Source organism: Janthinobacterium woesei (assembly GCF_051380875.1).
Classification (GTDB): Bacteria; Pseudomonadota; Gammaproteobacteria; order Burkholderiales; family Burkholderiaceae_D; genus Janthinobacterium.
The window spans coordinates 136,156-159,619 of sequence record NZ_JBNYXW010000008.1 but is presented as its reverse complement, the minus strand read 5'-3'; the positions used below and the strand labels follow the sequence as shown (position 1 = coordinate 159,619).

22 protein-coding genes and 1 pseudogene are annotated in these 23,464 nt (G+C 62.3%); 13 read left to right on the top strand and 10 right to left on the bottom strand.

Annotated features, from left to right (window positions below):
- The first annotated feature begins 8 nt into the window (after positions 1-8).
- The 5 genes from ACQ4W6_RS11090 (at position 9) to ACQ4W6_RS11070 (ending at position 3,532) form a co-directional block, all read left to right on the top strand.
- A complete protein-coding gene (locus ACQ4W6_RS11090) occupies positions 9-770 on the top strand; it encodes a sulfite exporter TauE/SafE family protein (protein WP_436567247.1) in 762 nt (253 codons plus the stop codon).
- Positions 771-797: 27 nt separating this feature from the next.
- Complete coding sequence (locus ACQ4W6_RS11085) at positions 798-1,499, top strand: HAD family hydrolase (RefSeq protein WP_436567246.1); 702 nt, start codon at positions 798-800, stop codon at positions 1,497-1,499.
- Positions 1,500-1,557: 58 nt separating this feature from the next.
- The gene (locus ACQ4W6_RS11080; RefSeq protein ID WP_436567245.1) at positions 1,558-2,358 is read left to right on the top strand and encodes an alpha/beta fold hydrolase; all 801 of its coding nucleotides are present in this window, start codon (positions 1,558-1,560) and stop codon (positions 2,356-2,358) included.
- Positions 2,359-2,492: 134 nt separating this feature from the next.
- A complete protein-coding gene (dcd, locus tag ACQ4W6_RS11075; protein ID WP_436567244.1) occupies positions 2,493-3,059 on the top strand; it encodes a dCTP deaminase in 567 nt (188 codons plus the stop codon).
- Positions 3,060-3,190: 131 nt separating this feature from the next.
- Positions 3,191-3,532 carry a FlxA-like family protein gene (locus ACQ4W6_RS11070; protein WP_436567243.1) on the top strand — a complete coding sequence of 114 codons (342 nt, stop codon included), beginning with the start codon at positions 3,191-3,193 and terminating at the stop codon, positions 3,530-3,532.
- 57 nt (positions 3,533-3,589) lie between these two features.
- Here the strand turns inward: ACQ4W6_RS11070 and ACQ4W6_RS11065 are convergent, their stop codons facing one another.
- Together ACQ4W6_RS11065 and ACQ4W6_RS11060 are read right to left on the bottom strand one after the other, a co-directional pair.
- Positions 3,590-5,095, bottom strand: coding sequence for a sensor histidine kinase (locus ACQ4W6_RS11065; RefSeq protein WP_436567242.1), 1,506 nt, complete (start codon positions 5,093-5,095; stop codon positions 3,590-3,592).
- Positions 5,096-5,097: 2 nt separating this feature from the next.
- Positions 5,098-5,787, bottom strand: a complete 690-nt coding sequence (locus tag ACQ4W6_RS11060) for a response regulator transcription factor (RefSeq protein ID WP_436567241.1) — start codon at positions 5,785-5,787, stop codon at positions 5,098-5,100.
- A gap of 192 nt (positions 5,788-5,979) precedes the next feature.
- On the opposite strand from ACQ4W6_RS11060, the gene ACQ4W6_RS11055 reads away from it, so the two are divergent.
- The 3 genes from ACQ4W6_RS11055 (at position 5,980) to ACQ4W6_RS11045 (ending at position 8,175) form a co-directional block, all read left to right on the top strand.
- A complete protein-coding gene (locus tag ACQ4W6_RS11055; protein ID WP_436567240.1) occupies positions 5,980-6,486 on the top strand; it encodes a Spy/CpxP family protein refolding chaperone in 507 nt (168 codons plus the stop codon).
- A gap of 30 nt (positions 6,487-6,516) precedes the next feature.
- Positions 6,517-7,191 (top strand): hypothetical protein, encoded by a 675-nt coding sequence (locus ACQ4W6_RS11050; RefSeq protein WP_436567239.1) that lies wholly within the window; start codon positions 6,517-6,519, stop codon positions 7,189-7,191.
- Positions 7,192-7,314: 123 nt separating this feature from the next.
- Complete coding sequence (locus tag ACQ4W6_RS11045) at positions 7,315-8,175, top strand: dioxygenase family protein (RefSeq protein ID WP_436567238.1); 861 nt, start codon at positions 7,315-7,317, stop codon at positions 8,173-8,175.
- Positions 8,176-8,179: 4 nt separating this feature from the next.
- On the opposite strand, the gene ACQ4W6_RS11040 is transcribed toward ACQ4W6_RS11045, so the two are convergent.
- Both ACQ4W6_RS11040 and ACQ4W6_RS11035 read right to left on the bottom strand, forming a co-directional pair.
- The gene (locus ACQ4W6_RS11040) at positions 8,180-9,625 is read right to left on the bottom strand and encodes a DUF1501 domain-containing protein (RefSeq protein WP_436567237.1); all 1,446 of its coding nucleotides are present in this window, start codon (positions 9,623-9,625) and stop codon (positions 8,180-8,182) included.
- 1 nt (position 9,626) lies between these two features.
- Positions 9,627-11,456 carry a DUF1800 domain-containing protein gene (locus ACQ4W6_RS11035; RefSeq protein WP_436567236.1) on the bottom strand — a complete coding sequence of 610 codons (1,830 nt, stop codon included), beginning with the start codon at positions 11,454-11,456 and terminating at the stop codon, positions 9,627-9,629.
- A 395-nt stretch (positions 11,457-11,851) separates the two neighbouring features.
- Between ACQ4W6_RS11035 and ACQ4W6_RS11030 the strand changes: the two are divergent.
- Positions 11,852-12,028 (top strand): annotated as a pseudogene (locus ACQ4W6_RS11030) (IS5/IS1182 family transposase); the annotation flags it as partial.
- Here the strand turns inward: ACQ4W6_RS11030 and ACQ4W6_RS11025 are convergent.
- From ACQ4W6_RS11025 to ACQ4W6_RS11010, 4 genes are all read right to left on the bottom strand, one after another.
- Entirely contained in the window at positions 12,015-12,206 is a 192-nt protein-coding gene (locus tag ACQ4W6_RS11025; RefSeq protein WP_436567359.1) for a hypothetical protein, read from the bottom strand. The pseudogene ACQ4W6_RS11030 and the gene ACQ4W6_RS11025 overlap by 14 nt on opposite strands.
- A 229-nt stretch (positions 12,207-12,435) precedes the next feature.
- Positions 12,436-14,694 (bottom strand): Orn/Lys/Arg family decarboxylase, encoded by a 2,259-nt coding sequence (locus tag ACQ4W6_RS11020; RefSeq protein ID WP_436567235.1) that lies wholly within the window; start codon positions 14,692-14,694, stop codon positions 12,436-12,438.
- Positions 14,695-14,943: 249 nt separating this feature from the next.
- Entirely contained in the window at positions 14,944-15,429 is a 486-nt protein-coding gene (locus ACQ4W6_RS11015; protein ID WP_436567234.1) for a dihydrofolate reductase, read from the bottom strand.
- A gap of 4 nt (positions 15,430-15,433) precedes the next feature.
- Positions 15,434-16,222 (bottom strand): alpha/beta fold hydrolase, encoded by a 789-nt coding sequence (locus tag ACQ4W6_RS11010; RefSeq protein WP_436567233.1) that lies wholly within the window; start codon positions 16,220-16,222, stop codon positions 15,434-15,436.
- Between the two features lie 210 nt (positions 16,223-16,432).
- Here ACQ4W6_RS11010 and ACQ4W6_RS11005 point away from each other — a divergent pair, with 210 nt between their 5' ends.
- The 4 genes from ACQ4W6_RS11005 (at position 16,433) to ACQ4W6_RS10990 (ending at position 22,244) form a co-directional block, all read left to right on the top strand.
- Entirely contained in the window at positions 16,433-17,008 is a 576-nt protein-coding gene (locus ACQ4W6_RS11005; protein ID WP_436567232.1) for a TerD family protein, read from the top strand.
- Between the two features lie 114 nt (positions 17,009-17,122).
- Entirely contained in the window at positions 17,123-18,385 is a 1,263-nt protein-coding gene (locus tag ACQ4W6_RS11000; protein WP_436567231.1) for a TerD family protein, read from the top strand.
- A 48-nt stretch (positions 18,386-18,433) separates the two neighbouring features.
- Positions 18,434-19,783: a VWA domain-containing protein gene (locus ACQ4W6_RS10995; protein ID WP_436567230.1), complete on the top strand. Its 1,350-nt coding sequence runs from the start codon at positions 18,434-18,436 to the stop codon at positions 19,781-19,783.
- A gap of 172 nt (positions 19,784-19,955) precedes the next feature.
- Entirely contained in the window at positions 19,956-22,244 is a 2,289-nt protein-coding gene (locus tag ACQ4W6_RS10990; protein WP_436567229.1) for a TonB-dependent receptor domain-containing protein, read from the top strand.
- A gap of 9 nt (positions 22,245-22,253) precedes the next feature.
- On the opposite strand, the gene ACQ4W6_RS10985 is transcribed toward ACQ4W6_RS10990, so the two are convergent.
- Complete coding sequence (locus ACQ4W6_RS10985) at positions 22,254-22,394, bottom strand: hypothetical protein (protein ID WP_436567228.1); 141 nt, start codon at positions 22,392-22,394, stop codon at positions 22,254-22,256.
- Positions 22,394-23,368 (bottom strand): thymidylate synthase, encoded by a 975-nt coding sequence (locus ACQ4W6_RS10980; protein WP_436567227.1) that lies wholly within the window; start codon positions 23,366-23,368, stop codon positions 22,394-22,396. Before ACQ4W6_RS10980 ends, ACQ4W6_RS10985 begins: the two co-directional genes overlap by 1 nt.
- Positions 23,369-23,464: the final 96 nt, after the last annotated feature.

Genomic DNA, 23,464 nt, shown 5'->3' with positions numbered 1-23,464 from the left:
CGCCTATCATGCTGACCATCTCGCTGCTGTGTTTATTTGCCTTCTTTGCCGGCCTGATCGATGCCGCCGTGGGTGGGGGCGGGCTGATCCAGTTGCCGGCCCTGTTCAACCTGATGCCGAACATGGCGTCGACCTCCCTGCTGGGCACGAACAAGCTGGCGTCCGCCTGCGGCACCACGTTTGCCGCCCGCTCGTTCGTCGGCAAGGTGCATATTCCCTGGCTGCTGGTGCTGCCGGCCGTGGCCAGCGCCTTTGTCATGTCGTTTATTGGCGCCGCCGCCGTGTCGTATGTGCCGCAGCAGGTGGTGCGCCCCATGGTGCTGGTGTTGATCATCATCATGGCCATCTACACCTTCATCAAGAAGGATTTCGGCAGCACGCGCGAGCCGCGCCCGATCGGCCCGCGTGAACGCATCCTGGCCATCGTCATCGGCGGCGCCATCGGTTTCTATGACGGCCTGTTCGGCCCGGGTACGGGCAGCTTCTTGATTTTCCTGTTCATCCGCGTCTTTGGCTTCGACTTCATCCTCGCCTCGGCTTGCTCGAAACTGGTGAATGTCGCCACCAACGTGGCCGCGCTGGCCTTCTTCATTCCCGCCGGCCACGTGGTCTACGCCGTGGCCGCACCGATGGCTGTGTGCAATATCCTGGGCGCCCTGACGGGGACCTGGATCGCCGTGCGCCGTGGCGCCGCCTTCGTGCGCATCCTGTTCCTGGTGCTGCTGGTGCTGCTGATCGTGAAGTTGTCCTACGACATTTTCTTTAAATAAGTTCAAACAAGCATTCAAGCCTAAGCCATGAAAACCATCCAGGGTGTGCTGTGGGACAACGATGGCGTGCTGGTCAATACCGAGCAGCTGTTTTACGAAAGCAACCGCGACTTACTCTTGCCCTATGGCATAGACTTGACGTCCAAGCAATTTTTCGACTGGTTTCTCGACAATAACTATGGCGCCTGGCACTTGCTGCTGGGGCAGGGCCACGATATTGAGCTGGTCGACCGCCTGCGCGGCGAGCGCACCCGGCTGTTCAGCGAACGCCTGCGCCAGGCGGGCCAGCTGGCCATGCCCGGCATCAAGCAGGTGCTGGCGGCGCTGCGCCCGCATGTCGCCATGGGCGTCGTCACGAGTGCTTACGAGCAACATTTCCGGATCAGCCATGCTGCCACGGGCATGCTCGGGCATTTCGACTTCGTGCTGACGCGCGAAATGTATCTCGAAAGCAAGCCTGCGCCCGATGGCTATCAACTGGGCTTGCAGCGTTTGGGGCTGGCTGCTGCCCACTGCGTGGCCGTGGAAGACTCGCCGCGCGGCTTGCGCGCCGCCAACGCGGCAGGGCTGGAATGCATCATCTTGCGTAACCACATGAACCGCGGGCATGCATTTGACGACGCGTTTTGCGTGGTGGAATCGATTGCCGAGCTGGGCGAAGTGCTGGCGTCCTTCGTGCCTGGCTTGGCCGTGGCACAGGCACGGCGGCAATTAGAGGTCTCCCTCTGATTCGCCTTGCCGCCATGCCATTACAATTGCCTATCGCATTCACCGGCACCGCCCCACGATGACACTTCCGCAGCTGCACTTTGCCCACGCCAATAGTTACCCTGCCGGCACCTACCGCAAGCTGTTCGGCTTGCTGGGCCAGCACTATGATGTGCAGGCGCTCGACATGCACGCGCACGACCCCGCTTACCCCGTCAGTACGGGCTGGCCCGAACTGGTGCGCGAGTATATCGATGACCTGGACCGTCGCTACAACGCGCCCGTGATCCTGGTCGGCCATTCGCTGGGGGGCATGCTCAGTGTGATGGTGGCCAAGCAGCGGCCCGACCTGGTGCGCTGCGTGGTCTTGCTCGATTCGCCCGTGGTGGCGGGCTGGCGCGCCTTGCTGGTGCGCCTGGCGCGCAATACGGCGCTGGGCGAGCGTTTCTCTCCGTCACGCTTTTCGGTCAGGCGGCGCAAGCTGTGGCCCGATGCGCAGGCCGCGTACGCGCACTTCGCCGCCAAGGACATGTTCGCCATCTGGGCGCCGCAAGTCTTGCGCGACTATATCGACAGCGGCCTGGCGCCCCATCCGGATGGGGTGCAGCTGCGCTTTACGCGCGAAGTGGAAACGGATGTGTATCGCAGCTTGCCGCATCATATCGGCAGCCTCGTGCGGAAAGGCTTGCCCGTGCCGATCGGCTTTATTGGCGGTACGGCATCGGTGGAATGCCGCCAGGCGGGCTTGCAGGCCACGCGCAAGCTGGTCGGCCCGTTTTTCCGCCAGGTGCCGGGCGGTCATCTGTTTCCCATGGAAAACCCCGAGCTGACGGCGCAAGTGGTGCGCGAGATGATCACATCCTTGCTGGAAAAACACTAAGCAGGCGTCAAGGATTTTCAAGGGGCAAGGGCCAAAAGTGGCGGGTTTTCGCGTAAAATCCTGCCATTCGGGCGGCGCCTGCACCAGGCGTGCCACCCCCAGCCATTCCGATATTCTAGAAAGATGCCCCTGCGATGACGATTAAAAACGATAAATGGATACGCCGCATGGCGGAGCAAACGGGCATGATCGAGCCGTTCGAGCCGAACCAGGTACGTGCCGTTGATGGCCGTAAAGTCATTTCCTACGGTACTTCGTCGTATGGCTATGACATTCGCTGCGCCGACGAATTCAAGATTTTCACCAACATCAACAGCACCATCGTCGATCCGAAGAACTTCGATTCGAACTCGTTTGTCGACGTGAAAAGCGATGTCTGCATCATCCCGCCGAACTCGTTCGCGCTGGCGCGCACCATCGAATACTTCCGCATCCCCCGCAGCGTGCTGACGATTTGCCTGGGCAAGTCCACCTATGCCCGTTGCGGCATCATCGTCAACGTCACCCCGTTCGAACCGGAATGGGAGGGCTATGTGACGCTGGAATTTTCCAACACGACCCCGCTGCCGGCAAAGATCTACGCGGGCGAAGGCTGCGCGCAAGTGCTGTTCTTCGAGTCCGATGAAGAGTGCGAAACCTCGTACAAGGACCGTGACGGCAAGTACCAGGGTCAACGCGGCGTGACATTGCCAAAAGCATAGTTTCATCGAACAGGGCGGCGCCACGCCGCTTGGTCCGCTTTTCCCCCTCTTTACCTGCCTTTACATGCGCAGCACTACAGCCTCGCCTGTTCCTGCCGTTAACCTTGGTATTGAAACAGACAGGAGGCATCATGGTAGCGGCAATTGGTTCGGGCAGCGCGGTCAGCGCTGTGAGTAGCGCCAGTACGGGCAGCAGCGCGCAGATCGCGGCACTGCAAAAGCAGATCACGGCGGCGCAAAAGGAATTGACGGAGTCGCAGAAGGGCGAGCAGACGGAAACGTCGCAAAAGCTGCAGGAGCAGTTGGCGCAGCAAATCCAGGCCTTGCAGGCGCAGATTGCTCAATTGCAAGCGGCGGCCGCACAGAAAGCGGCACAGCAAAGTTCGCAGGCGGCCAGCAGCGCCGATACGGCGACCAGCCCGGCGAAATCGGCCTCGTCCACCCTGGGCAGCATTATCGATACGCAGGCCTAGCCAGGTCTGCAGCAGTACCCAAGCGCCAGGCTCGCCGTGAATGGACCTCCAAGCGGGTCAGCCTGGCGTTTTCACGGGTAGCAGCATGCTCACGCACAGTCCGCCACCGCTGCGCAAGCTGGCGGCAATGCTGCCGCCATGGGCGCCGATCACGTGCTGGGCGATGGCCAGGCCCAGGCCGTGGCCTTCGGTGTTGTGCTGGGTATTGCTGGCGCGGAAGAAAGGCGCGAAGATGCTGGCCAGGTCGGCGTAAGGCACGCCCGGGCCCCGGTCCTGCACGGCAATGCGTAGTTGCTTGCCGTCAGCTTGCAGCGCGATGTCCACCTGGACGCTGCCCGCATCCGGGCTGTGCTTGACGGCATTGCGCACGACGTTTTCCACCGCACGCGCGAGCAATTCGGGCTGGCCCGTAACGATGGCGTCCGCGCTGGCTGCATCGCCGGCCATATCGATGGCGACCTGGCGCGCGCCCGCTTCATAGCGGGCATCTGCCACGATGTCGTGCACCAGGTCGGCGATGCAGATGTCTTCGCTGTGCGGGTGCTGCGCACCTGCCTCCAGTCGCGAAAGGGTCAGCAGTTCGCCGATGAGTTTATCCATACGCTCGCTTTCGCGCTCGATGCGCTCCATCGAGGCGGCCATCTTGTCCGGCTGCTGGTGCGCCAGGCCGATGGCTGCCTGCAGGCGCGCCAATGGCGAGCGCAGCTCGTGCGAGACATCATGCAGCAAGCGCGTCTGGCTATCCATGAGATTACGCAAACGTCCTGTCATGCGGTCAAAGTCGCGCCCCAGGTCCGTCAATTCATCGCCGCGCTTGCTGCTGGCATGAAAGCGCGGCGCCAGGTTGCCGTTCGAGGCCGCTTCAAACGCTAGCCGCAGGTCGCGGATGGGGCGCGCAAAATACCAGGCCAGCAGGAAGGCAAACAGCAGGCTGGCGGCGATGGCGGCGGCGACGGGTATGAAGGTGCGGTAGGGGCTGTCCATGCGCGGGCCGGGCGGCATGCCGCCCATGTCGCGGGGCGGTCCACGGTCATCGCCGGCGCGGCGTGGCGGTGCGCCGGCCTCATCGGCACGGGGGCCGCCGCCCATGGCGCCTGGGCCGCGCAAGGTGACGGCGTTGAGGGTATCGCGTGCGGCGCCTGCCTCGGCATTGCGAAAGCGTACGGACGAGGGCAGGAACAGCAGGTAGCGCACGCCGTCGCTGCCGCGCGCTTCGCGCACCACGGCATGGGGCGGCTCCTGCGCCAGCAGCGCGCGCGCCTTGTTCAGCATGGCGGGATGGACCTGGCGGCCCATCAGTTCTTGCCCATGCGCATCGACGGCAAACACGCGCATGCGTTCCATCTTGCCGAGAAATTGCTGCAAGGCCTTGGCTCCACCTGCTTCCAGGGTGGCGCTGGCCGCTTCGATGGCCATCTGCGCGGGCGGGCTGGTATCGATATCGAGCGCCCGTTCTTGCTGTGCGGCCCGGTTTTTCAGCCAGAACGTGCCGCCGATGCCGATGGTGGCCGTAATTTGCGCCAGCATGATGCACAGGAAAAACTTCCAGAACAGACGGCCCACGCTTACTCCTTGATCAGCTGGTAGCCCAGGCGGTACACGGTTTGCAGGCAGGAACGGCCATCGGCCAGGCTGCCCAGCTTGCGGCGCAGGCTGCTCAAGTGCACGTCGATATTGCGGTCGAAACGGGCCATAGGCCGTCCCAGCCCCAGTTCGGACAGCTGATTCTTACTGACGGGCTTGCCTGCATGGCGCACCAGCACTTCCAGCAGATTGAATTCCGTACTCGTCAGCTCCAGATGCGTGCCAGCCCAGGAAGCGCGGCGCTGCTCGGGCCACATCGTCAACTGGCCTACGGCCAGTGGCGCCATGCCCGAGGTGTCGTGCGGCACGGTTTGCGAGCGGCGCAGGATGGCGCGGATGCGCGCCGTCAGCTCGCGCGGCGTGCACGGCTTGGTCACGTAATCGTCGGCGCCCAGTTCCAGGCCAACGATGCGGTCCGTGTCGTCGCCGCGCGCCGTCAGCATCAGGATCGGCAAGTTGCTGCCGGCGCGGATGCGGCGCAGCGTTTCCAGGCCATTCATGCGCGGCATCATGACGTCGAGGATGGCGATGGCATACATGCCCGTCAGCGCTTCGGCCGCGCCGCTTTCGCCCTCATGCACGGCCTTGGCATCGAAGCCTTCCTGGGTCAGGTATTCCTGGAACATGCCGACCAGTTCGACATCGTCGTCTATCAATAAAACCTTGCTCATGCCTGTGCTTTTTCGGGTGAATATCGCCCGATGATAGCAGTCAAACGGGGCTGCTCAGCAGCGTTTTACGCGTTTTTACATACTTCTGCTTACATCCCGGCGGCTTCCTTTACACGCTTTTACGCCGCCCTAACGTTGCTTTACATGCCAGAGCCCGACAATCAAGGCTGTTCGCCACGAAAGGAAAACTTGATGAAACACCTGAGTATTGCCGTCTCCCTGCTGCTGCTGTCCGCCTGCAGCATGCCGCTCGTCGCCCTGGCCCAGCAATCGCCAGCGCCGGATGGTCCGCCGCCACACGCCATGGAAGGACCTCCGCCTGGCTTTGGTCCCGGTCCCGGTCCCGGCCCCGGCGGTGCCGGCGCGGAAGGCTTGCCGCCATTCCTGCATGGTATCGCGCTGAGCGAAGCGCAGCAGGACAAAGTCTTTGCCGCCACCTACGCCCAGGCGCCATTGCTGAGGGAACAGCAAAAGATTGCCTTCAAGGCCCATGAACAATTGCGCGAACTGGCCGCCTCCAGCGCCTATGACGACGCCAGGGCCAGCGCGCTGGCGAACACGGCGGCGCAAGCGATGGCGAAGATCAGCCTGCAGCAGGCGCGGCTGGAGCAGCAATTGCTGGCCGTGCTGACGCCGGAGCAGCGCAAGCAGGCCGAGCAGCAACGCGAGCGGCGCAGCGGTCCACGCCGCGCCCAATAAGCACCACCACGTCACCACAGGAGACCCAGCATGAGTATCAGTGCCTTGAATTCGGCCAACGCCGCCAGCCAGCTGAGCGCGTACAGCCGCCTGAGCAGCAGCAGTACCAGTACCAACGCCAGCAGCGTGGGCGGCACGCCGCCGAAAAAACCGGACGACGGCGCCTTTCTCGACGCCATTTCCAGCGCCTTGTCGTCCATCGGCGTGTCAGTGGAGGGCAGCGATAGTGATGCCGACTCGGCCGATAGCACGACATCGACGACATCAACGACATCGACCAGCGACGCCAGCCAGGCGTTGGGCGCCTTTCTGCACCAACTGATGGGCAGCCTGCATGCGCAAAGCGGCGCCAGCACGGCAGAAGCGGAAGAGGGGAGCGAGCCACCTTCGGGTCCGCCGCCGAGTGGTGGCGCGCGCGGCGCAGGCCCCGGCAATATCGAGTCGGACTTGCAAAGCCTGCTGCAAAAACTGTCGTCGTCCAGCAGCGACAGCACGGACAGCACGGATAGCAGCGTGACGGATTTGCAGTCCAGCTTTGCCAGCCTGATCAGTGCGCTGGGCGGTGACAGCGACAGTTCAAGCAGCTCCAGCAGCTCCAGCAGCAAGCTGGGCAGTTTCTTGCAGGCGCTTTCGGGCAGCCTGGGCGCGGCGAATGCGGGCGGCAGCCTGTCTTCCAGCGGCAACCTGGTCAATACAACGGCTTGAGCCATGGAACGCAAGAGCGCCTTTAGCGACGGAAAGCGCTCTCGGAACGGGCCGTGCAGGCCGGGTCCTGTGCGCCAGCCTGAGCCCGGCACTGGCGCTCTTGCCCTACTTGATGGAGTATTTATGCAATTACATGATTTCGGTCTGGCATCCGACCTCGAAATGATGCAGCAACAAGCGGTCGAACGGCGCCAGGTCTTGCGCTGGCTGCTGGCCGGCGCGGCCACCTTGCCCCTGGTCAGCTGCGGCGGCGGCTCGGACGCCAGCGGCACGCCGGTGACGGACAGTGGCACGGCAAGTTCTGGCGGCGGCACGGCCACCACCCCCACCACGGGCGCCTGCTCGGTCATTCCCGAGGAAACGGGCGGGCCGTACCCGGCCGACGGCACCAACACGAATGGCGGCAGCATCGTCAACGTGCTGAACCAGTCGGGCGTCGTGCGCAGCGACATCCGCGCCAGCTTCAACGGCGCCACGGGTGTGGCGGCGGGCGTGCCGCTCACCATCAAGTTGCAGCTGCTCAACGCCAGCGGCAGCTGCGCCACCCTGGCCGGCTACGCCGTCTACCTGTGGCATTGCGACCGCGAAGGCTTGTATTCGCTGTATTCGAGCGGCGTGACGGCGCAAAATTACTTGCGCGGCGTGCAGGAAACGGACAGTTCCGGCAACCTCAGCTTTACCACCATCTTTCCCGGCTGCTACACGGGGCGCATGCCGCACGTGCATTTCGAGGTCTATCCCAGCCTGGCGAAGGCGGCGAATGTGGCTAACCGCATCAAGACCTCGCAGTTTACGTTCCCGATGGCAACGTTGAACGAGGCCTACACGGCCAGCGGCTACACGGCCAGCGTGCGCAACCTGGCGCAGATCAGCTATGCCACCGACAATGTCTTCAGCGACGGCATCAGCTTGCAGATGGCCAGCGTGACGGGCAATGCCATGGATGGCTATGTGGTCACGCTCACCGTTGCCTTGAACGGGTAAGATATCAAACCGTCATGAAACCCAGGTCGCGCCGGCTGAAGTTGCCGATGTTCGGGAAGACGCTGGCCAACTGACTGTCGGCCACGCCGAACCACTTGGCCAGGGTGGCGCCGTACTGGTCGACCGATGTGGTCGGCAGCAGGGCGCCGGAGCCGACGTCCAGCTCATGGCCAAGGCCGGTGGTGGGGAAGGCGCCGTAGATGTCGCGGCCCTTCACGGCGCCGCCCACGACGAAGTGGTGCGCGCCCCAGCCGTGGTCCGTGCCGTCGCCATTGCTGCTGAAGGTGCGGCCGAAGTCCGAGGCCGTAAAGGTCGTCACCTGGCGCCGCAGATCGACGCCTTGCAGCGCTGCCAGGGTGGTGTCGAAATACGCCAGCGCATGCGCCAGGCGGGCCATCAGGTCGGCATGCAGCACTTTTTGGTTGTCATGCGTGTCGAAACTGCCCAAGGTCACATAAAACACTTGTCGTTTCGCCCCCAGAGCGCCGCGGCCGGCGATGATGCGCGCCACCGTCTGTAATTGCACGGCCAGCGAATTGACGCCGGCCACGCCCGTGTTCGGATTGACATACGGCGTGGGATTGGGCACGCCGCCCGCGCCGGCCGGCAGCATGGCGCCGCTGAGTGCGCTTTGGCTGGAGATGGCGCGCTGCACCACGGCCACATGCTCTTGCTCAATCAGGTCGCTACCCGCCTCGTTGATGATGGCTTGCAGGGCGCCCGCGCCGGCCGTGCTGCCAAACAGGTTGCCGCTCAGGCCGCGGATGGGCACGGCACCTGCCTGGCCCACCTGGAACTGGCGCACCTGGCGTCCGCTGAGGAAGACGGTATTGCCGGCCGCCGAGATGGCCGTAAAGGTGGCATTGGCATTGCCGGTACCGGCCACATCGCCGATGCGCCCGCCCCAGCCTGTGCTGGCACCCTCCGGCGAGCCCGATTGCCATGTCGATTGCTGGTCGTTGTGCGAGAACAGCTTGGGCGGCAGGGCCACGCTGCCGGCCTTGTACTGCGCCAGCGTGGCGGGCTGGATCAGGGTGCCCACGTTTGCCACGATGGCGGCGCGTCCACTGTCGAACAAGTCTTTCAATGGCCCCAACTGGGGATGCAGGGCAAAGGCGCGCCCCGTTTGCGCGGTAGCGGGCACGATCGGCAACACGCCGCCCGTCTGGCCCACGCCCGGCAAATGAATGGAATCGGCAGCGCCCGTGTTGCGCAGGCGCAGGTATTCATTCCACGAGGTGCTGTCGGTGGCGAGTACCGTGTTGAAGGCGTCGTTGCCGCCAGCCATGAACAGGCACACCATGGCCTTGTAGTCGTCGGCCGATTGCGCGGCGGCATTGCCCATGGCGGCCAGGTTCAGGGCGAATGGCGCAGCGGTGGTGCCAGCCACGCTCAGCATGGAAGCGAGGAAGCGGCGGCGGGAGAACGGGGAGTTTTGCATGTGATCCATTTTATTTTTGCACCTGATACGCGGATGAGGCCATGCTCAGGAAAATGGCCAGTTTGACGCGGTTGGCCTGGGCGGAGGCCACTTGCGCGGCATTGCCGGCCGTGGCCACGGGAATGGCGATGCCATTCACGGCGGTGGTGATTTGTCCGCGCAGCCTGGCGCTCATGCTGCCATGCATCAACAGCAAGTCGATGCGGTCCAGCAGGGCGCCCGAATCGGCGGCCAAGGCCAGTTCGCGCGTGTAGTCGGGCTTGATCTCGCGCGCCTCGCCCACGCCGTTATTGATGGCTTCCTGCATGAAGTTCAGATAACCGGTGACCGAGGGTTCGGCCGTGATCTGCAGTTCCGGCGCCACCAGGCCTGCGCTGGCAAGGGCGGAATTCGTCGGTGTGTAGGTGGGGCGGAAGAAACTGAATACGGAGGGCGGATTCAAGGGACTCTGGCCCAGGCCGCTCAAGGGATCATCAAGGTAATAGATGCTGTAGCGGCCGCTGGCCGGCTTGGCGTCGAAGGCGCGCATCCAGCTTGCCAGGCGCAGCAGCGGTTCGCGCAACTTGCCTGTACGCAAGGCTGTGCCGGCGGGCGCCAGCGCTTCCGGATCGAGCAGCACGGCACGGATGACGGCCTGCATGTCGCCACGCACGCCGCTGCCATTGTTGGCGAAGGCGGCAGCGACCCGGCCCACATAGGCGGCGCTGGGGTTGCTGCTGACCAGGCGCTGAATCAGCTGGCGGCCAAAGAACGGCCCTACGTTCGGATGGTTGAAGAGGGTATCGAGCGCCAGTTTCAAGTCAGCCTGGCCGCTGGTGGTGCCGGAAATGCTCTGACCCAGGAAGCGTTTTTCGCCGCTGGAATGGAAGGCCGCGTAATTTTGCATCGGCTGCCAGTCGCGGTCGGGGGCCGGCGTGCTGCCATAGAAGCGCGTGGAACTCTGGTCCGGTCCGGCCCAGCTCCAGCCGGTAAACACGCGTGCCAGGCCCTCCACGTCATCGTGCGTGTAGGTGTCGATGGGTTTTCCCCCAGACAATTTCAGGCTGCCGTCGGCATTCAGCTGGTACAAGCCGATGGTAAATAGCTGCATCACTTCGCGGGCGAAATTTTCATCGGGCGTGCGCGTGGCCGTTTCCTTCTGGTTGCGCAGGTGTGACAGGTACAGCCCCATCATAGGGTGCAGGGCCACTCCCTCCAGCAGGCCGCGAAAGTTGCCAAAGGCATTCTGGCCCAGCATGTCGTAGTAGCTGGCCACGCCGCGCACTTGCGGCCGCACGGTCTCGTTCTGCAGGGAAATGACGAAGATCTCGGACAGGGCAAAGGCCATGCGCTGACGCAATTGATCGTCGCCGCGGATGCCTTGTTGCCAGAAGGTTTCATACACCCCTGTAAAACCGACTTTTTGCCCGCCAGCACCCTGGGCCGCCAGCATGCCGTCGATATATTTGCGATGCAAAGTTTGCGGTTTGGAAAATTGTGCCTTGAACCAGGCGTCGCTGTCGCTGGCGGCCAGCGTATCGATGGCGGCCATGTTGGGGCCAAACGTGGCGCGGCCCAGGAAACGCGACGCTTGCTGGCGCGTGAACGTGGTGGCTTGGCCAACAGGCGGCGCGGTCAGGGGCGGCGGCGTCGCGCTGTCGCCGGGAGGTGTGCCCGGCGTGTCAGGCGTACCAGGTGTACCAGGTGTGACGGGGTCGGTCGGTGCGACAGCCGCTGGCGGTACGGTTGACGCATCCGGTTTCAGGATGGAGTCGCCTTGGCTGTCGCCGCCGCCACCGCAGGCGGCCAGCAAACTGAACAGTGTCAAGGCCAGCAAGCGGCGCAAAGTTGGGTGAGTCATTTAGTTTCTTCCAAGCAATCAAATTCTGACTCGGTAATTGTAGGGCTTACGTCCTGAAAACGCGTTCTCAATTCGATATTTACGTCTTGTCTATCTTTTTATTTCCTGCGATTTTAAGTGCATTTGTGGGTGTGTTAAGCGGTGTAGCGCGAACTTTGTTTTTTGGAAATGAAAAATATTTTTTGCCGAACGCGCGTGTTGTGGTGCACAGGCGACGTAATCATTCCTGCCAATTAAGCTTGTTTGAAAGCTCATCCTGGCAAGGAAACTCGCTGCGCCGGAAACCATGGTTTTTAAGTTATTGGCGAAACGCCGTTCGCCCCGCTGCGCCGGGGCGCCCCGCAGATCGCTGGCACGGCCCTTGCGATAGCAGGGCAAAGACCCTACTCCCGCCCCACGCGCTGATGGAGAATCGCCACCGCCTGGTGGTTGACGCCACCACCACACTGGCGACCGGCACGGCTGAACGCGACGCGGCGCTCATCATGGCCGGGCGCAGCATCAAAAAAGTCGGCGCGACGCTGGGCGCTGACAAGGGCTACGACGCGGCCGCGTTGGTCAAGCAGTTGCGCGGCGCACGCCATCCGAGGCTAGTAACTGCGCCTCCGGCGCCAGCACGCGCGCCTGCCGGCATAATAGCGCCGGCAGCACTTGCAACAGGGCCGCATGGGCCTGGGAAAACAGCGCGCTGCCGTGCCTGGCAGGCTCGCCATCGACACGCGGCAGCATCGTGACCTGAGCCTGCTTCAAGGCCGCAAGCAGCAAGGCGCCACTGCCAGTCGTCGCCTGCTAAATGATTTCCAGCCAGGACTTGAGCACCATATACTCGCCATCCCGCTACACGAGTGGCCCATCTTGGAAGCCCGTCACCCCAGCCGCTTGATCAGGCACAAGCGTGCGCGCTGGCCAGAAATGAAAAACGCCGCCTGATTTGCATCGGGCGGCGTTAAATGGCGCTAATTGTTTTTAGCGAACGTCATTAGTCATCTATTTTCACGCAATCAACGAAGTAGCCGCGCTTGCCATCGACTTCGCGTTTCACGAGGCCATGCACATCCGTCTCGAAGCCTGGGAAGCGCTCGTTGAAGTCGCGCGCGAAGCGCAGGTAGTCGACGATGGTCTTGTTGAAGCGTTCGCCCGGGATCAACAGTGGAATGCCCGGTGGATACGGCGTCAGCAGGATGGACGTGATGCGCCCTTCCAGGTCGTCGATGGCGACGCGCTCGATTTCGCGGTGCGCCATCTTGGCAAACGCATCCGACGGCTTCATGGCCGGGATCATGTCCGACAGATACATCTCCGTTGTCAAACGTGCTACGTCGTAGGCCTTGTAGAAATCGTGGATCTGCTGGCACAGGTCGCGCAAGCCCATTTTTTCATAGCGCGGGTTGGCTGCCGCAAATTCCGGCAAGATGCGCCACATCGGCTGGTTCTTGTCGTAATCGTCCTTGAACTGTTGCAGCGCCGTCAACAAGGTATTCCAGCGGCCCTTGGTAATGCCGATGGTAAACATGATGAAGAACGAGTACAGGCCGCATTTTTCAATGATGACGCCGTGTTCGGCCAGGTATTTGGTGACGATGGACGCAGGAATGCCCGTCTCGCCGAACTGGCCGTCCAGGGACAGGCCAGGATTGACGATGGTGGCCTTGATCGGGTCGAGCATGTTGAAGCCGGGAGCGAGGTCGCCGAAACCGTGCCAGTCGTCCTCGGCGCGTATCATCCAGTCGGCTTGCTCGCCCATGCCTTCGGCGTTGAAGTTGTCCGGGCCCCACACCTGGAACCACCAGTCCTGGCCGTATTCGTGGTCGATCTTCTTCATGGCGCGGCGGAAATCGAGCGCTTCCATGATCGATTCTTCCACCAGTGCCGTGCCGCCCGGCGCTTCCATCATGGCCGCAGCGACGTCGAGCGAAGCGATGATGGAATACTGCGGCGAGGTCGAGGTGTGCATCAGGTACGCTTCGTTGAAGGCGTCCTGGTCCAGTTTGACCGTGTCCGATTCGCGCACCAGGATTTGCGAGGCCTGCGACAGGCCGGCCAGCAATTTGTGCGTGGACTGGGTCGAGAAGATCATCGATTCCTTGGCGCGCGGACGGTCCTTGCCGATGGCGTGCATATTCTTGTAGAAATCATGGAAGGTGGCATGCGGCAGCCAAGCTTCATCGAAGTGCAGGGTGTCGATCTTGCCGTCGAGCATTTCGCGCAGGGTTTCCACGTTGTAGATCACGCCGTCGTAGGTCGACTGGGTGATGGTCAAGATACGCGGCTTCTTGTTTTTCGCGACGCGCGCGAACGGGTTTGCCTCGATCTTGCGGGCAATGCTTTCCGGCGTGAATTCAGCCAGCGGGATCGGGCCGATGATGCCTAGATGATTGCGCGTTGGCATCAGGAACACGGGAATGGCGCCGCACATGATGATCGAATGCAAGATCGACTTGTGGCAGTTGCGGTCGACGACGACGATGTCGCCCGGCGCCACGGTCGAATGCCACACCATCTTGTTCGAAGTCGACGTACCGTTCGTAACAAAATAGCAATGATCAGCATTGAAGATGCGCGCCGCATTGCGCTCGGACGCGGCCACGGGGCCCGTATGGTCGAGCAGTTGGCCCAGTTCTTCGACGGCGTTGCAGACGTCGGCGCGCAGCATGTTTTCACCGAAGAACTGGTGGAACATCTGGCCGATCGGCGACTTCAGGAACGCCACGCCGCCCGAGTGGCCGGGGCAGTGCCACGAGTACGAGCCGTCATTGGCGTAATGCACGAGGGCGCGGAAGAAGGGCGGCGACAGGCCGTCCAGGTAGGATTTCGCTTCGCGGATGATGTGGCGCGCGACGAATTCCGGCGTATCTTCGAACATATGGATGAAACCATGCAGTTCGCGCAGGATATCGTTGGGGATATGGCGCGAGGTGCGCGTTTCGCCATACAGGTAAATAGGGATGTCGGCGTTTTTGTAGCGGATTTCTTCGACGAAGGCGCGCAAGGATTTCAGCGCGTGGTCGGTTTCCTCGACGGAACCGGTGCCGAATTCTTCATCGTCGATCGACAGCACGAAGGCCGACGCGCGCGATTGTTGCTGGGCAAATTGCGACAAATCACCGTAGCTGGTCACGCCCAGCACTTCCATGCCTTCTTTTTCCATTGCGGCGGCAAGGGCGCGAATGCCCAGACCGGACGTATTTTCAGAACGGAAATCCTCGTCAATGATGACGATAGGGAAACGAAATTTCATGCATGTCTCCAAAAAAGCAAGCCGCCCCTGACGGAGGTGGAGGGGCGGACTAGGGCGCGTCAGCCTGGCGGACTAGGGCGCCGGCAGCCGCAGAAAAAAAATAAGAACGGGATTCTCGCAGAAATGCGGCGTCTGCGGGAAAAAAATATCATAACAAGGTGCTACTACCGTGCGCTAGCGTGACGCAATGGTGTGACAGGACGATTACAGCAGCATGTTCTTGCGCCAAATTACCTTGTTATCACCTTATCAGGCTTTGCGTTGCAGTGTAACAAAGGCGTAAGGCAGGCCGGATTTCTCCGAGACATGCGCCTCGCGCGCGGTTTCTTGCCACACGGCACGGTCAACGGTGGGGAAGAAGGCGTCGCAGTCAAAGGTCTGGCCGATTTCCGTGATGATCAGGCGCGTCGTCAAGGGCAGCGACTGTCGGTAAATTTCGGCGCCGCCGATCACATAGCCTTCGGCGCCGTTCAGCAGCGCGATGGCCTCGGCCACCGAGCCGACCGCTTCCACGCCCTCATGGCGCCAGTCGGCGTTGCGCGTGATGACGATGTTGCGCCGGTTCGGCAGCGGCCGGCCGATGGAATCGAAGGTCTTGCGGCCCATGAGGATGGGGTGGCCCGTGGTCAGGCGCTTGAAGTGCGCCAGGTCTTCCGGCAGTTTCCACGGCAGGGTATTGTTGATGCCGATGCCGCCTTGCTGGTCGGTGGCGACGATGATGGTCAATTGGGTCATGGATCTAGTCGTTGAGTGAGGCTGTTGCCCGATGCCTGCCATTATCCTTGAAATGTCGCGCTGCCTCCAGATGCGCGCGCATGGCGCTCGCGAGCGCGTCGGGCGCTTCCAGCGGGATCATGTGGCCGGTGTTGTCTTTTAGTAAGTGCAAGGTGGCATGTGGCATACGGGCCGCCATGGCGCGCAAATCGTCCGGGTTGACCAGTTTGTCGTCCTCGGCGCCGACGATCAGCACGGGGCAGTGCAGTTCCGGCAGGCGCGCCATCAGATCCGGGCGGTCGATGGTCGTGATGAATTGCGCCAGCAGCACGTCCTTGCCCAGGTCCAGTCCCATTTGCTGGATCAATCCCGTGATGGCCGTATCGTCCAGGTGGGACGGATGCAGCAGTTCGCGCAGGCGCTGGCGTGTGATGCCTGCATAGGCATTACGCTCGAGCATGGCGACGATGCGCTGGCGCGCCGCGATTTCTTCCGGCAGCAAACTTTTTGCCGAATTGGCGATCAAAGTTAAGGACTGGACGCGCTGCGGGTGCGCCAGCGCGTGTTCGAGGGCCAGGTAGGCGCCCAGTGAAAAACCCACCAAGTGGGCTTGCTGGGCGCTGTGGCTGGCAATCATCGCTTGCATCTGGCCGCGCGTACGCGCCTGGTGCAGGGGAACGTGCCGTAAGTCAATGTTGTCGCCCAGCAAGGGTGCCAGCCGCGACCACATGCGCTCATCGCACAGGGTGCCGGGAATGCAGTCGAGCCGCGTGATGGCATCACGCGCGGTCAGGTCAGTGTTCAAATTGGTCATGATGGAAGTTCTTATCGAGCGGCATTATCGGTTATTTTCGCCAGGATGGCAGCAGCGTGATTTTTTCGTTATTTTCCGCATGGCGTTCTTTTCAATAGTGCACGGCTGGCATGGTTTGACTTTATGGTAGGCTCTCGATACGCATGGCCAGTGTGCCGGCGTGGTCTTCTGAAATACCGAATGCAACCCACTCATTAAAGAGGAAATACCATGGCGATCAGTTTGCAAAAAGGCGGCAATGTCAACCTGAGCAAGGAAGCTCCTGGCTTGAAGACCATCGTGATTGGCCTGGGCTGGGACCCGCGCGCCACCGATGGCGCCGCATTCGACCTCGATGGCAGCGCCTTCCTGCTGAAAACGGATGGCAAGGCCCGCTCCGACGCTGATTTCATTTTCTACAACAACCTGAAGTCGGTCGATGGCTCCATCGTCCACGCAGGCGACAATACGACCGGTGGCGGCGACGGCGACGACGAGAAAATCGCCGTCGACCTGGGCAATGTGCCGGCCGAGATCGACAAGATCGCCGTGGCCGTCACCATCCACGATGCGGAAAACCGCAAGCAGAACTTCGGCATGGTCGGCAAAGCCTACATCCGTTGCCTGAATGGCGACAACGGCGCGGAAATCGCCCGCTACGACCTGTCGGAAGACGGCTCGACGGAAGCGGCCATGATCTTCGGCGAAATCTACCGCGCCGGCAGCGAATGGAAATTCAAGGCTATCGGTCAAGGCTTTAAAGGCGGTTTGGGGCCACTGGCCCGTTCGTTCGGCATCAACGCGTAAGAGCTCCGGAAAACGGCCCATGGCGGCATCATGCCGCTATGGAGTACTGTCTTCGGACGACGCGGCTTGCCCGGCGCCGTTGTCTGAAGCTCTCACCTCTGAATAAATAATCCTATGGAAAACCTGATCAAGGGGCAACGCCTGGCGCTGTCTGGCCTCGTCACGGGCAATGCTTTGCAACTGGGCATCAAAAGCGCCGGCGTGCCGCTGGATTTTGCCTGTTTCGGCCTCGATGCAAACGGCAAATTGTCCGACGAGCGCTACATGACCTTCTTCAACCAGCCGCGCACGCCGTGTGGCGGCGTCGAGACCAGCGCACCGGCCGGTGACGCTGCCGGTTTCAGCTACCAGCTCGACCGCTTGCCCGCCAGCATACAGCGCCTGGTCGTGACGGTCGCCGTCGAGGGCGCGGCGACCATGGCGCAGCTGGGCAGTGGCTATGTGCGCCTGCTCGACGGCGGGCGCGAGCTGGCCCGTTTTGCCTTTTCGGGCCTTGATTTTGCGCAAGAAAAGGCTGTCATGCTGGGCGAGTTCTACCGCAAGGATGGCGCTTGGCGCTTCATGGCCGTGGGCCAGGGTTTCAATGGCGGCCTGGACGCGCTGGTGGCGCATTTTGGCGGCGAGGTGGCGCCGCAAGTCGCTGAACCCGTTCCCGAACCGATCGCGCCCAAGATTTCCCTGTCGAAAATCTCGCTGACCAAGGCGGGGCAGACGCACAAGGTGTCGCTGGAGAAGGGCGCGGGCGCGCCGAAAAAGCTCACCGTCAAGGCCACCTGGGTCGATAACGGCGATGGCGATGACGATAACGACGACCTCGACTTGCGCGTTGGCATCCTCTTGCCAAATGGCAAGATGCGCTTCATCCAGGCGCCCGATACGCCGGGCCACTTCGACGCCATGCCCTTCGTGCGCCACCTGGGCGACGTGGCGGGCGCCTCGGGCAAGGAGCCGGCCACGGAAACGGTGGAAGTCAATCCTGCGCTGGCGCAACATTACGGCGGCACGGTGGGCCTGGTCTTCAGCGTGTATTCGGCGCTGGCCAATGGCGCCGTCCCGGTGGCCTCCATGCGCCCGAAAATGGTGATGCAGTATGGCGAGCAGATCGTCGAGTGCGCGTTCGATTTCCGCCTCTCCAAGGCGGCCGAAGACGACACTGTCTACACCTATGTGATCGGCATGGCGCGCATCACGCCGGACAGCATCACCCTGGAGCCGTCGGGAAAAACCTCCGAGCCCGGCAGCGAGGCGACGCCCTGGCTGAGCTGGCAGGGCGAGGGCTTGCAGCTCGCTTTCAACGGTCCCGTCGTCTTCAAGGGCGAGGCCAAGGAAGACGAGGACGATTTCAATGCGGATAACCCGCGCCGCTACATCGCATAGTGCATAACGCATGATGCATGATGCAGCGTAGACACGCTGGAGAGCCTGATGGAAACCTTGTCCAAGGGCCAACGCTTGCCGCTGGCCAACCTCGTCCCCGATGGCGTGCTGGAGATCGGCGTCGCCGCGCAGGGGCAGGCGCTCGATGTGGCCTGTTTCGGCCTCGACGCTGCCGGTAAGCTGTCCGACGAGCGCTACATGACCTTTTTCAACCAGCCGCGCACGCCGTGTGGTGGCGTGGAAGCGCGCGCGGGCAACAATGGCGACACGGCCACGTTCGCCTTGCAGCTGGCGCGCTTGCCGGCCAGCATCGAGCGGCTCGTCGTCACGGCGTCCATCGATGGCGGCGGCGTGATGTCGCAATTGCAGTCCGGCCATGTGCGCCTGCAGGCAGCGGGGCGCGAGCTGGCCCGTTTCGCCTTTTCGGGCCTTGATTTCGCGCAAGAAAAAGCCGTCATGCTGGCCGAGCTGTACCGCAAGGATGGCGGCTGGCGCTGCATGGCCGTGGGCCAGGGTTTTAACGGTGGCCTCGACGCGCTGGTGCGCCATTTCGGCGGCGAAGTCGATCAAGCCGCTCCTGCCGCTCCTGCCGCTCCTGCCGCCCCGGCGGCTGCGGCTATCGGGCAAGCGAAGATCAACCTGGAAAAAAGAGTCGAACGCGAGGCGCCGCAACTGGTGAGCCTGGTCAAGCAGGCGGGCGTGTCCTTGCAAAAAGTGGGCTTGCTTGACCACCGCGCCAAGGTGTGTCTGTGCCTGGATATTTCCGGCTCCATGGGGCGTTTGTACAAGGAGGGCCTGGTGCAGAAGTTTGCCGAGCGCATCCTGGCGCTCGGCTGCAAATTCGATGACGATGGCGAGATCGACGTTTTTCTTTTCGGTAAGAACGTCCACCAGCCGGCGCCCATGGCCCTGAGCAATTGCAATACGTACGTGGGCCAGGCGATTGTGCGCCATCCGCTGGAAGGCGACACGCGCTATGGCGCCGCCATGCAAGCCATCCGCGCGTTTTATTTCCCGGACGCCCGTGGCGGCGAGCGCACGCGTCCCATCGTGGCCGAACTGCCCGTGTATGTGATGTTCGTCACCGATGGCGGCACCAGTGACCAGGCGACAACGGAGAAGCAGCTGCGCTGGGCCAGCAATGAGCCGATCTTCTGGCAATTCATGGGCATCGGCAAGGGGCGCAAGTCAAAAAGCAAGTTCCTGGCCGCCTTCGCCGATTCCGACTTCCCCTTCCTGGAAAAGCTCGACGAGCTGCAAGGGCGCCTGGTCGACAACGCCAATTACTTTTCCGTCAGCTCGCCCGATGAGCACAGCGATGCAGAACTGTATGATTTGCTGATGACGGAGTATCCGGGCTGGCTGAAGCTGGCGCGGGGACATGGCTTGCTGAGGTAGCTAATCCTCATAGGATGATGCTGTAATGCCACAAGGGGAAGAGATTTGTAAATTGAAGTAAATAACAATGGTTCGCATTTGCTTTGGTCTCTAGAATCATGGCATTCTTTCATGTGCCCTCACGCTGCGGCGTAGCGCCTCATCCGTAGCGTCTCGATTATTCTTTAGCCAAATGCATAAAATCCTATTCCATTGTCTCGCGGGCGGCAGCTTGCTGGTCGCCGGCGCCGCCCAGGCGCAAACTTCACCCGCCAGCGACGCTGTCATCAAACCGGCGCCGCCGACGTCTGCCAATGCAGCCAAGGCGCCCGCGGTCGATGCGCCGCCTTCCGTCAGCGTGACGGCCGAACGCCCCACGGGCCGCATCGACCGCCAGGTCTACGACGTCAAGTCCGACGTGGGCAGCACGAATGGCACGGCGGCCGATGCACTCAATAACGTGCCTTCGGTGGCCGTCGATCCCGATGGCAGCGTTTCCTTGCGCGGTAGCAGCAATGTGCAGATCTTGATCGACGGCAAGCCGTCGGCCATGTTGCAGGGCGATTCGCGCGGCGCCACCCTGAACGCCATGGCGGCCGACGATATCGAATCGGTCGAGGTGATCAACAATCCCGGCGCCCAGTTCGGCAACGAGGCCGGTGGCGGCCCCATCTTGAACCTGGTGATGCGGCGCAACCGCAAGCCGGGCGGTTTTGCCACCGTCAACGCGAATGCGGGCATCGCCGGGCGCTACAACACGGCCGTGTCCGGCACCTACAACGAGGGGCCATGGGGCTACCAGGGCGGCATCAATTTCCGCCACGATGGCCGCAATTCCGTGGGCGAGGTCAGCCGCGAACGCCTCGAGCGCGACACGGGCGCGTTTGCCCCCAGCAGCCAGAGTTCCACCAGCAATGGCTTGAATGATTCGCTGGGCTTGAACGGCAGCGTCAATTACAACTTGAACGCCAGCGATACCCTGGCCGCCAGCATGTCCTACAACGGCCGCAGCAATGACCAGCGCTCGGTCGACCGCTATATCAATGGCGACAGCTTAGGCAATACTATCGGCGACTATGTGCGCAGCACGGTGCGTAACGGCGACAGCCGCAACTACAGCTGGGGTGCGCGCTACGACCACAAGGGCGAATTGCCGGGCGAAACCCTGAAGATCGACTTGCGCGTGTCTTCGTCGGCCAATGAGAGCGACAGCGACTACGCCAACGCCTACACGGTCGCCCCCGTCAGCGCGTTCGACAGCCGCGCGCGCCAGCACAGCGAGACGGGCAACCGTATCGTCGACTTCAGCGGCGACTACGAGCGTCCGCTGGCGGGCGGCACGGCCAAGCTGGGCTACAAGGTGGCCGACAACCAGAGCAGCTTCGACACCCTGTATACGGATATCAACCCGGGCAGCCTGCTTGAGACCGTCAACCCCATGCGTAGCAACCGCTTCGAGCTCGACGAGAGGACGGTTGCGCTGTACGGCTCCTACCAGATGCGTTTGAATGAGCGCTGGGGCGCGCTGGCCGGCTTGCGCGCCGAATACACGGACTTGACCGTGCGCCAGATCACGGGCGGTGTCGAGGCGAGCAACAATTACGTCAACTACATACCCAGCCTGTTCGCCACCTATAAGGTCAGCGACGAAAGCAATTTGCGTTTCAGCTATGCGCACCGCATCCGCCGCCCGAACGCGGGCGACCTGAATCCCTACGTGGTCTACCGCGACGAATTCAACGTGTCGGCCGGCAATCCCAAGCTGAAACCCACGCAGACCGATTCATTCGAAATCGGCTATGAAACGAAGATCGCCGGCCTGGAAAGCAGCTTGCGCGCCTACCACCGGCGCGACACGGATGCCATCGTCGATTACCGTTACTTCATCAGCGACAATGTGCTCCTGACCACGCGCGAAAACGGCGAAGGCAGCCATTCGAGCGGCCTGGAGTTCAGCGTCAGCGGCAAGCTGACGCCATCGCTGACCTTAAACACCAGCGGCAACCTGGCGCGCAGCGAGCAGACCAGCGCTGACGACCTGGGTAACCGCAGCACGCGCACGGCCAACGCCCTGAGCGGCCGCGCACGCCTGAATTACCAGTTCAACGCGGACAACCAGCTGCAACTGGCCCTGCAAATGCAAGGCAAGATGCTGTCGGGACAGGGCTACCGCTCGCCGAACAACACCTTGAACCTCAGCTTGCGCCATACGGTGACGCCGCAATTGAGCCTGGTCATGAATGTGACCGATGTGTTCAGCAGCAACAAGATGGAAACCGTCATCAACAGCGCCTCGCTGCGCGAGACGAGCACGCGCCGCTTCGATGGCCGCATGGTGTACGTGGGACTGTCGTACCGCCTCGGCGGCGCCGGCTCGGCGGCGAAAGAGGGCGAGCGCGAGCCGCGCTTCGGTCCGCCGGGCGGGCGCGGTCCTGGTGGGCCAGGCGGTCCCGGCGGCCCTGACGGCCCCGGAGCCGGCTGATTCCAGGCGTCAGACGGCGGCGATTTCGTGCTGGAATGCAACGAAACTGTTCCGCATGGCGCTCGAAATGCCAGGCGCCGCCGCCATGTTCGGCCGATCGGTTTCGTCAAACAGCTTGCGGTGCAGGGCGGCGAGCGGTGTTGCTGCCATCAGACTGCCATCGGGGCCTTGATGGGTGCGTGGTGCTCATAGCCTTCCAGGCTAAAGTCGGACGGTTCGATCTTTGCCAGCCATTCCGGCTCGTACTTGCCCGTCTGCGCGTAGTCGGGCACGCGCTCGGAGATGACAAATCTTGGCGCGGGAAACGGCGTGCGTTTGAGCTGCTCCTGCACCATGTCGAGGTGGTTTTCATAGATGTGCGCGTCGCCGATGAAATACGTGAACCAGCGCGGCGTGTAGCCCGTCAGGCGCGCCACCAGGTGCAGCAGGGCCGCGCCTTCGGCGATGTTGAAGGGCGTGCCCAGACCGATATCGTTGCTGCGCACATATAAACACAGCGACAGTTCGCGCGTGCTGGCGTTCGCGATGAACTGGTATAGCAAATGGCAGGCAGGCAGGGCGACGGCGTCCAGCACGGCCGGGTTCCAGCCGTGGAACAGGATGCGGCGGCTGCCAGGGTTGCTCATGATGGTGTCGAGGCACTCGCGCAACTGGTCGACAGCCTTGTACAGCAGCACTTTCTGCACGCCATCTTCGACGATGGGGGCAATCAAGGTAAAACCGTTGGCTTGCGCATCGGCAATTTGCGCGCCTTGGGCAACGTCGAGCAGCTTGTAGGCCGGCCATTGGCGCCACTGCACGCCGTACACGGGGCCGAGGTCATCCTCGCCCTCGCGGTAGGGGTTGGCCAGCCATTGCGCGTTTTCATTGGCGTTCTGGTCCCATACCTTGCAGCCCAGCGCGCGAAACTCGGCCGCGTTGCGCGAGGCGCGCAGGAAGGCGCACAATTCGCCGATCACGGATTTGAAAGCCAGTTTCTTGGTCGTCACGGCAGGGAAGTTGCCGTTGGCCAAGTCGAAACGCATCATGGCGCCCGGCACGCTCAGGGTGCGGATGCCCGTGCGGTTATCTTGCCAGCTGCCTGTTTCGAGGACGGTCTTGATCAAATCTTGATATTGCTGCATGTAACACTCTCCAACGGTAAGGATGATGATTGTAACGCAGGCGCGACAGGCGGGATGCGGGCCGCGTACATAATTACGCTGCTGCCTTACATGCAA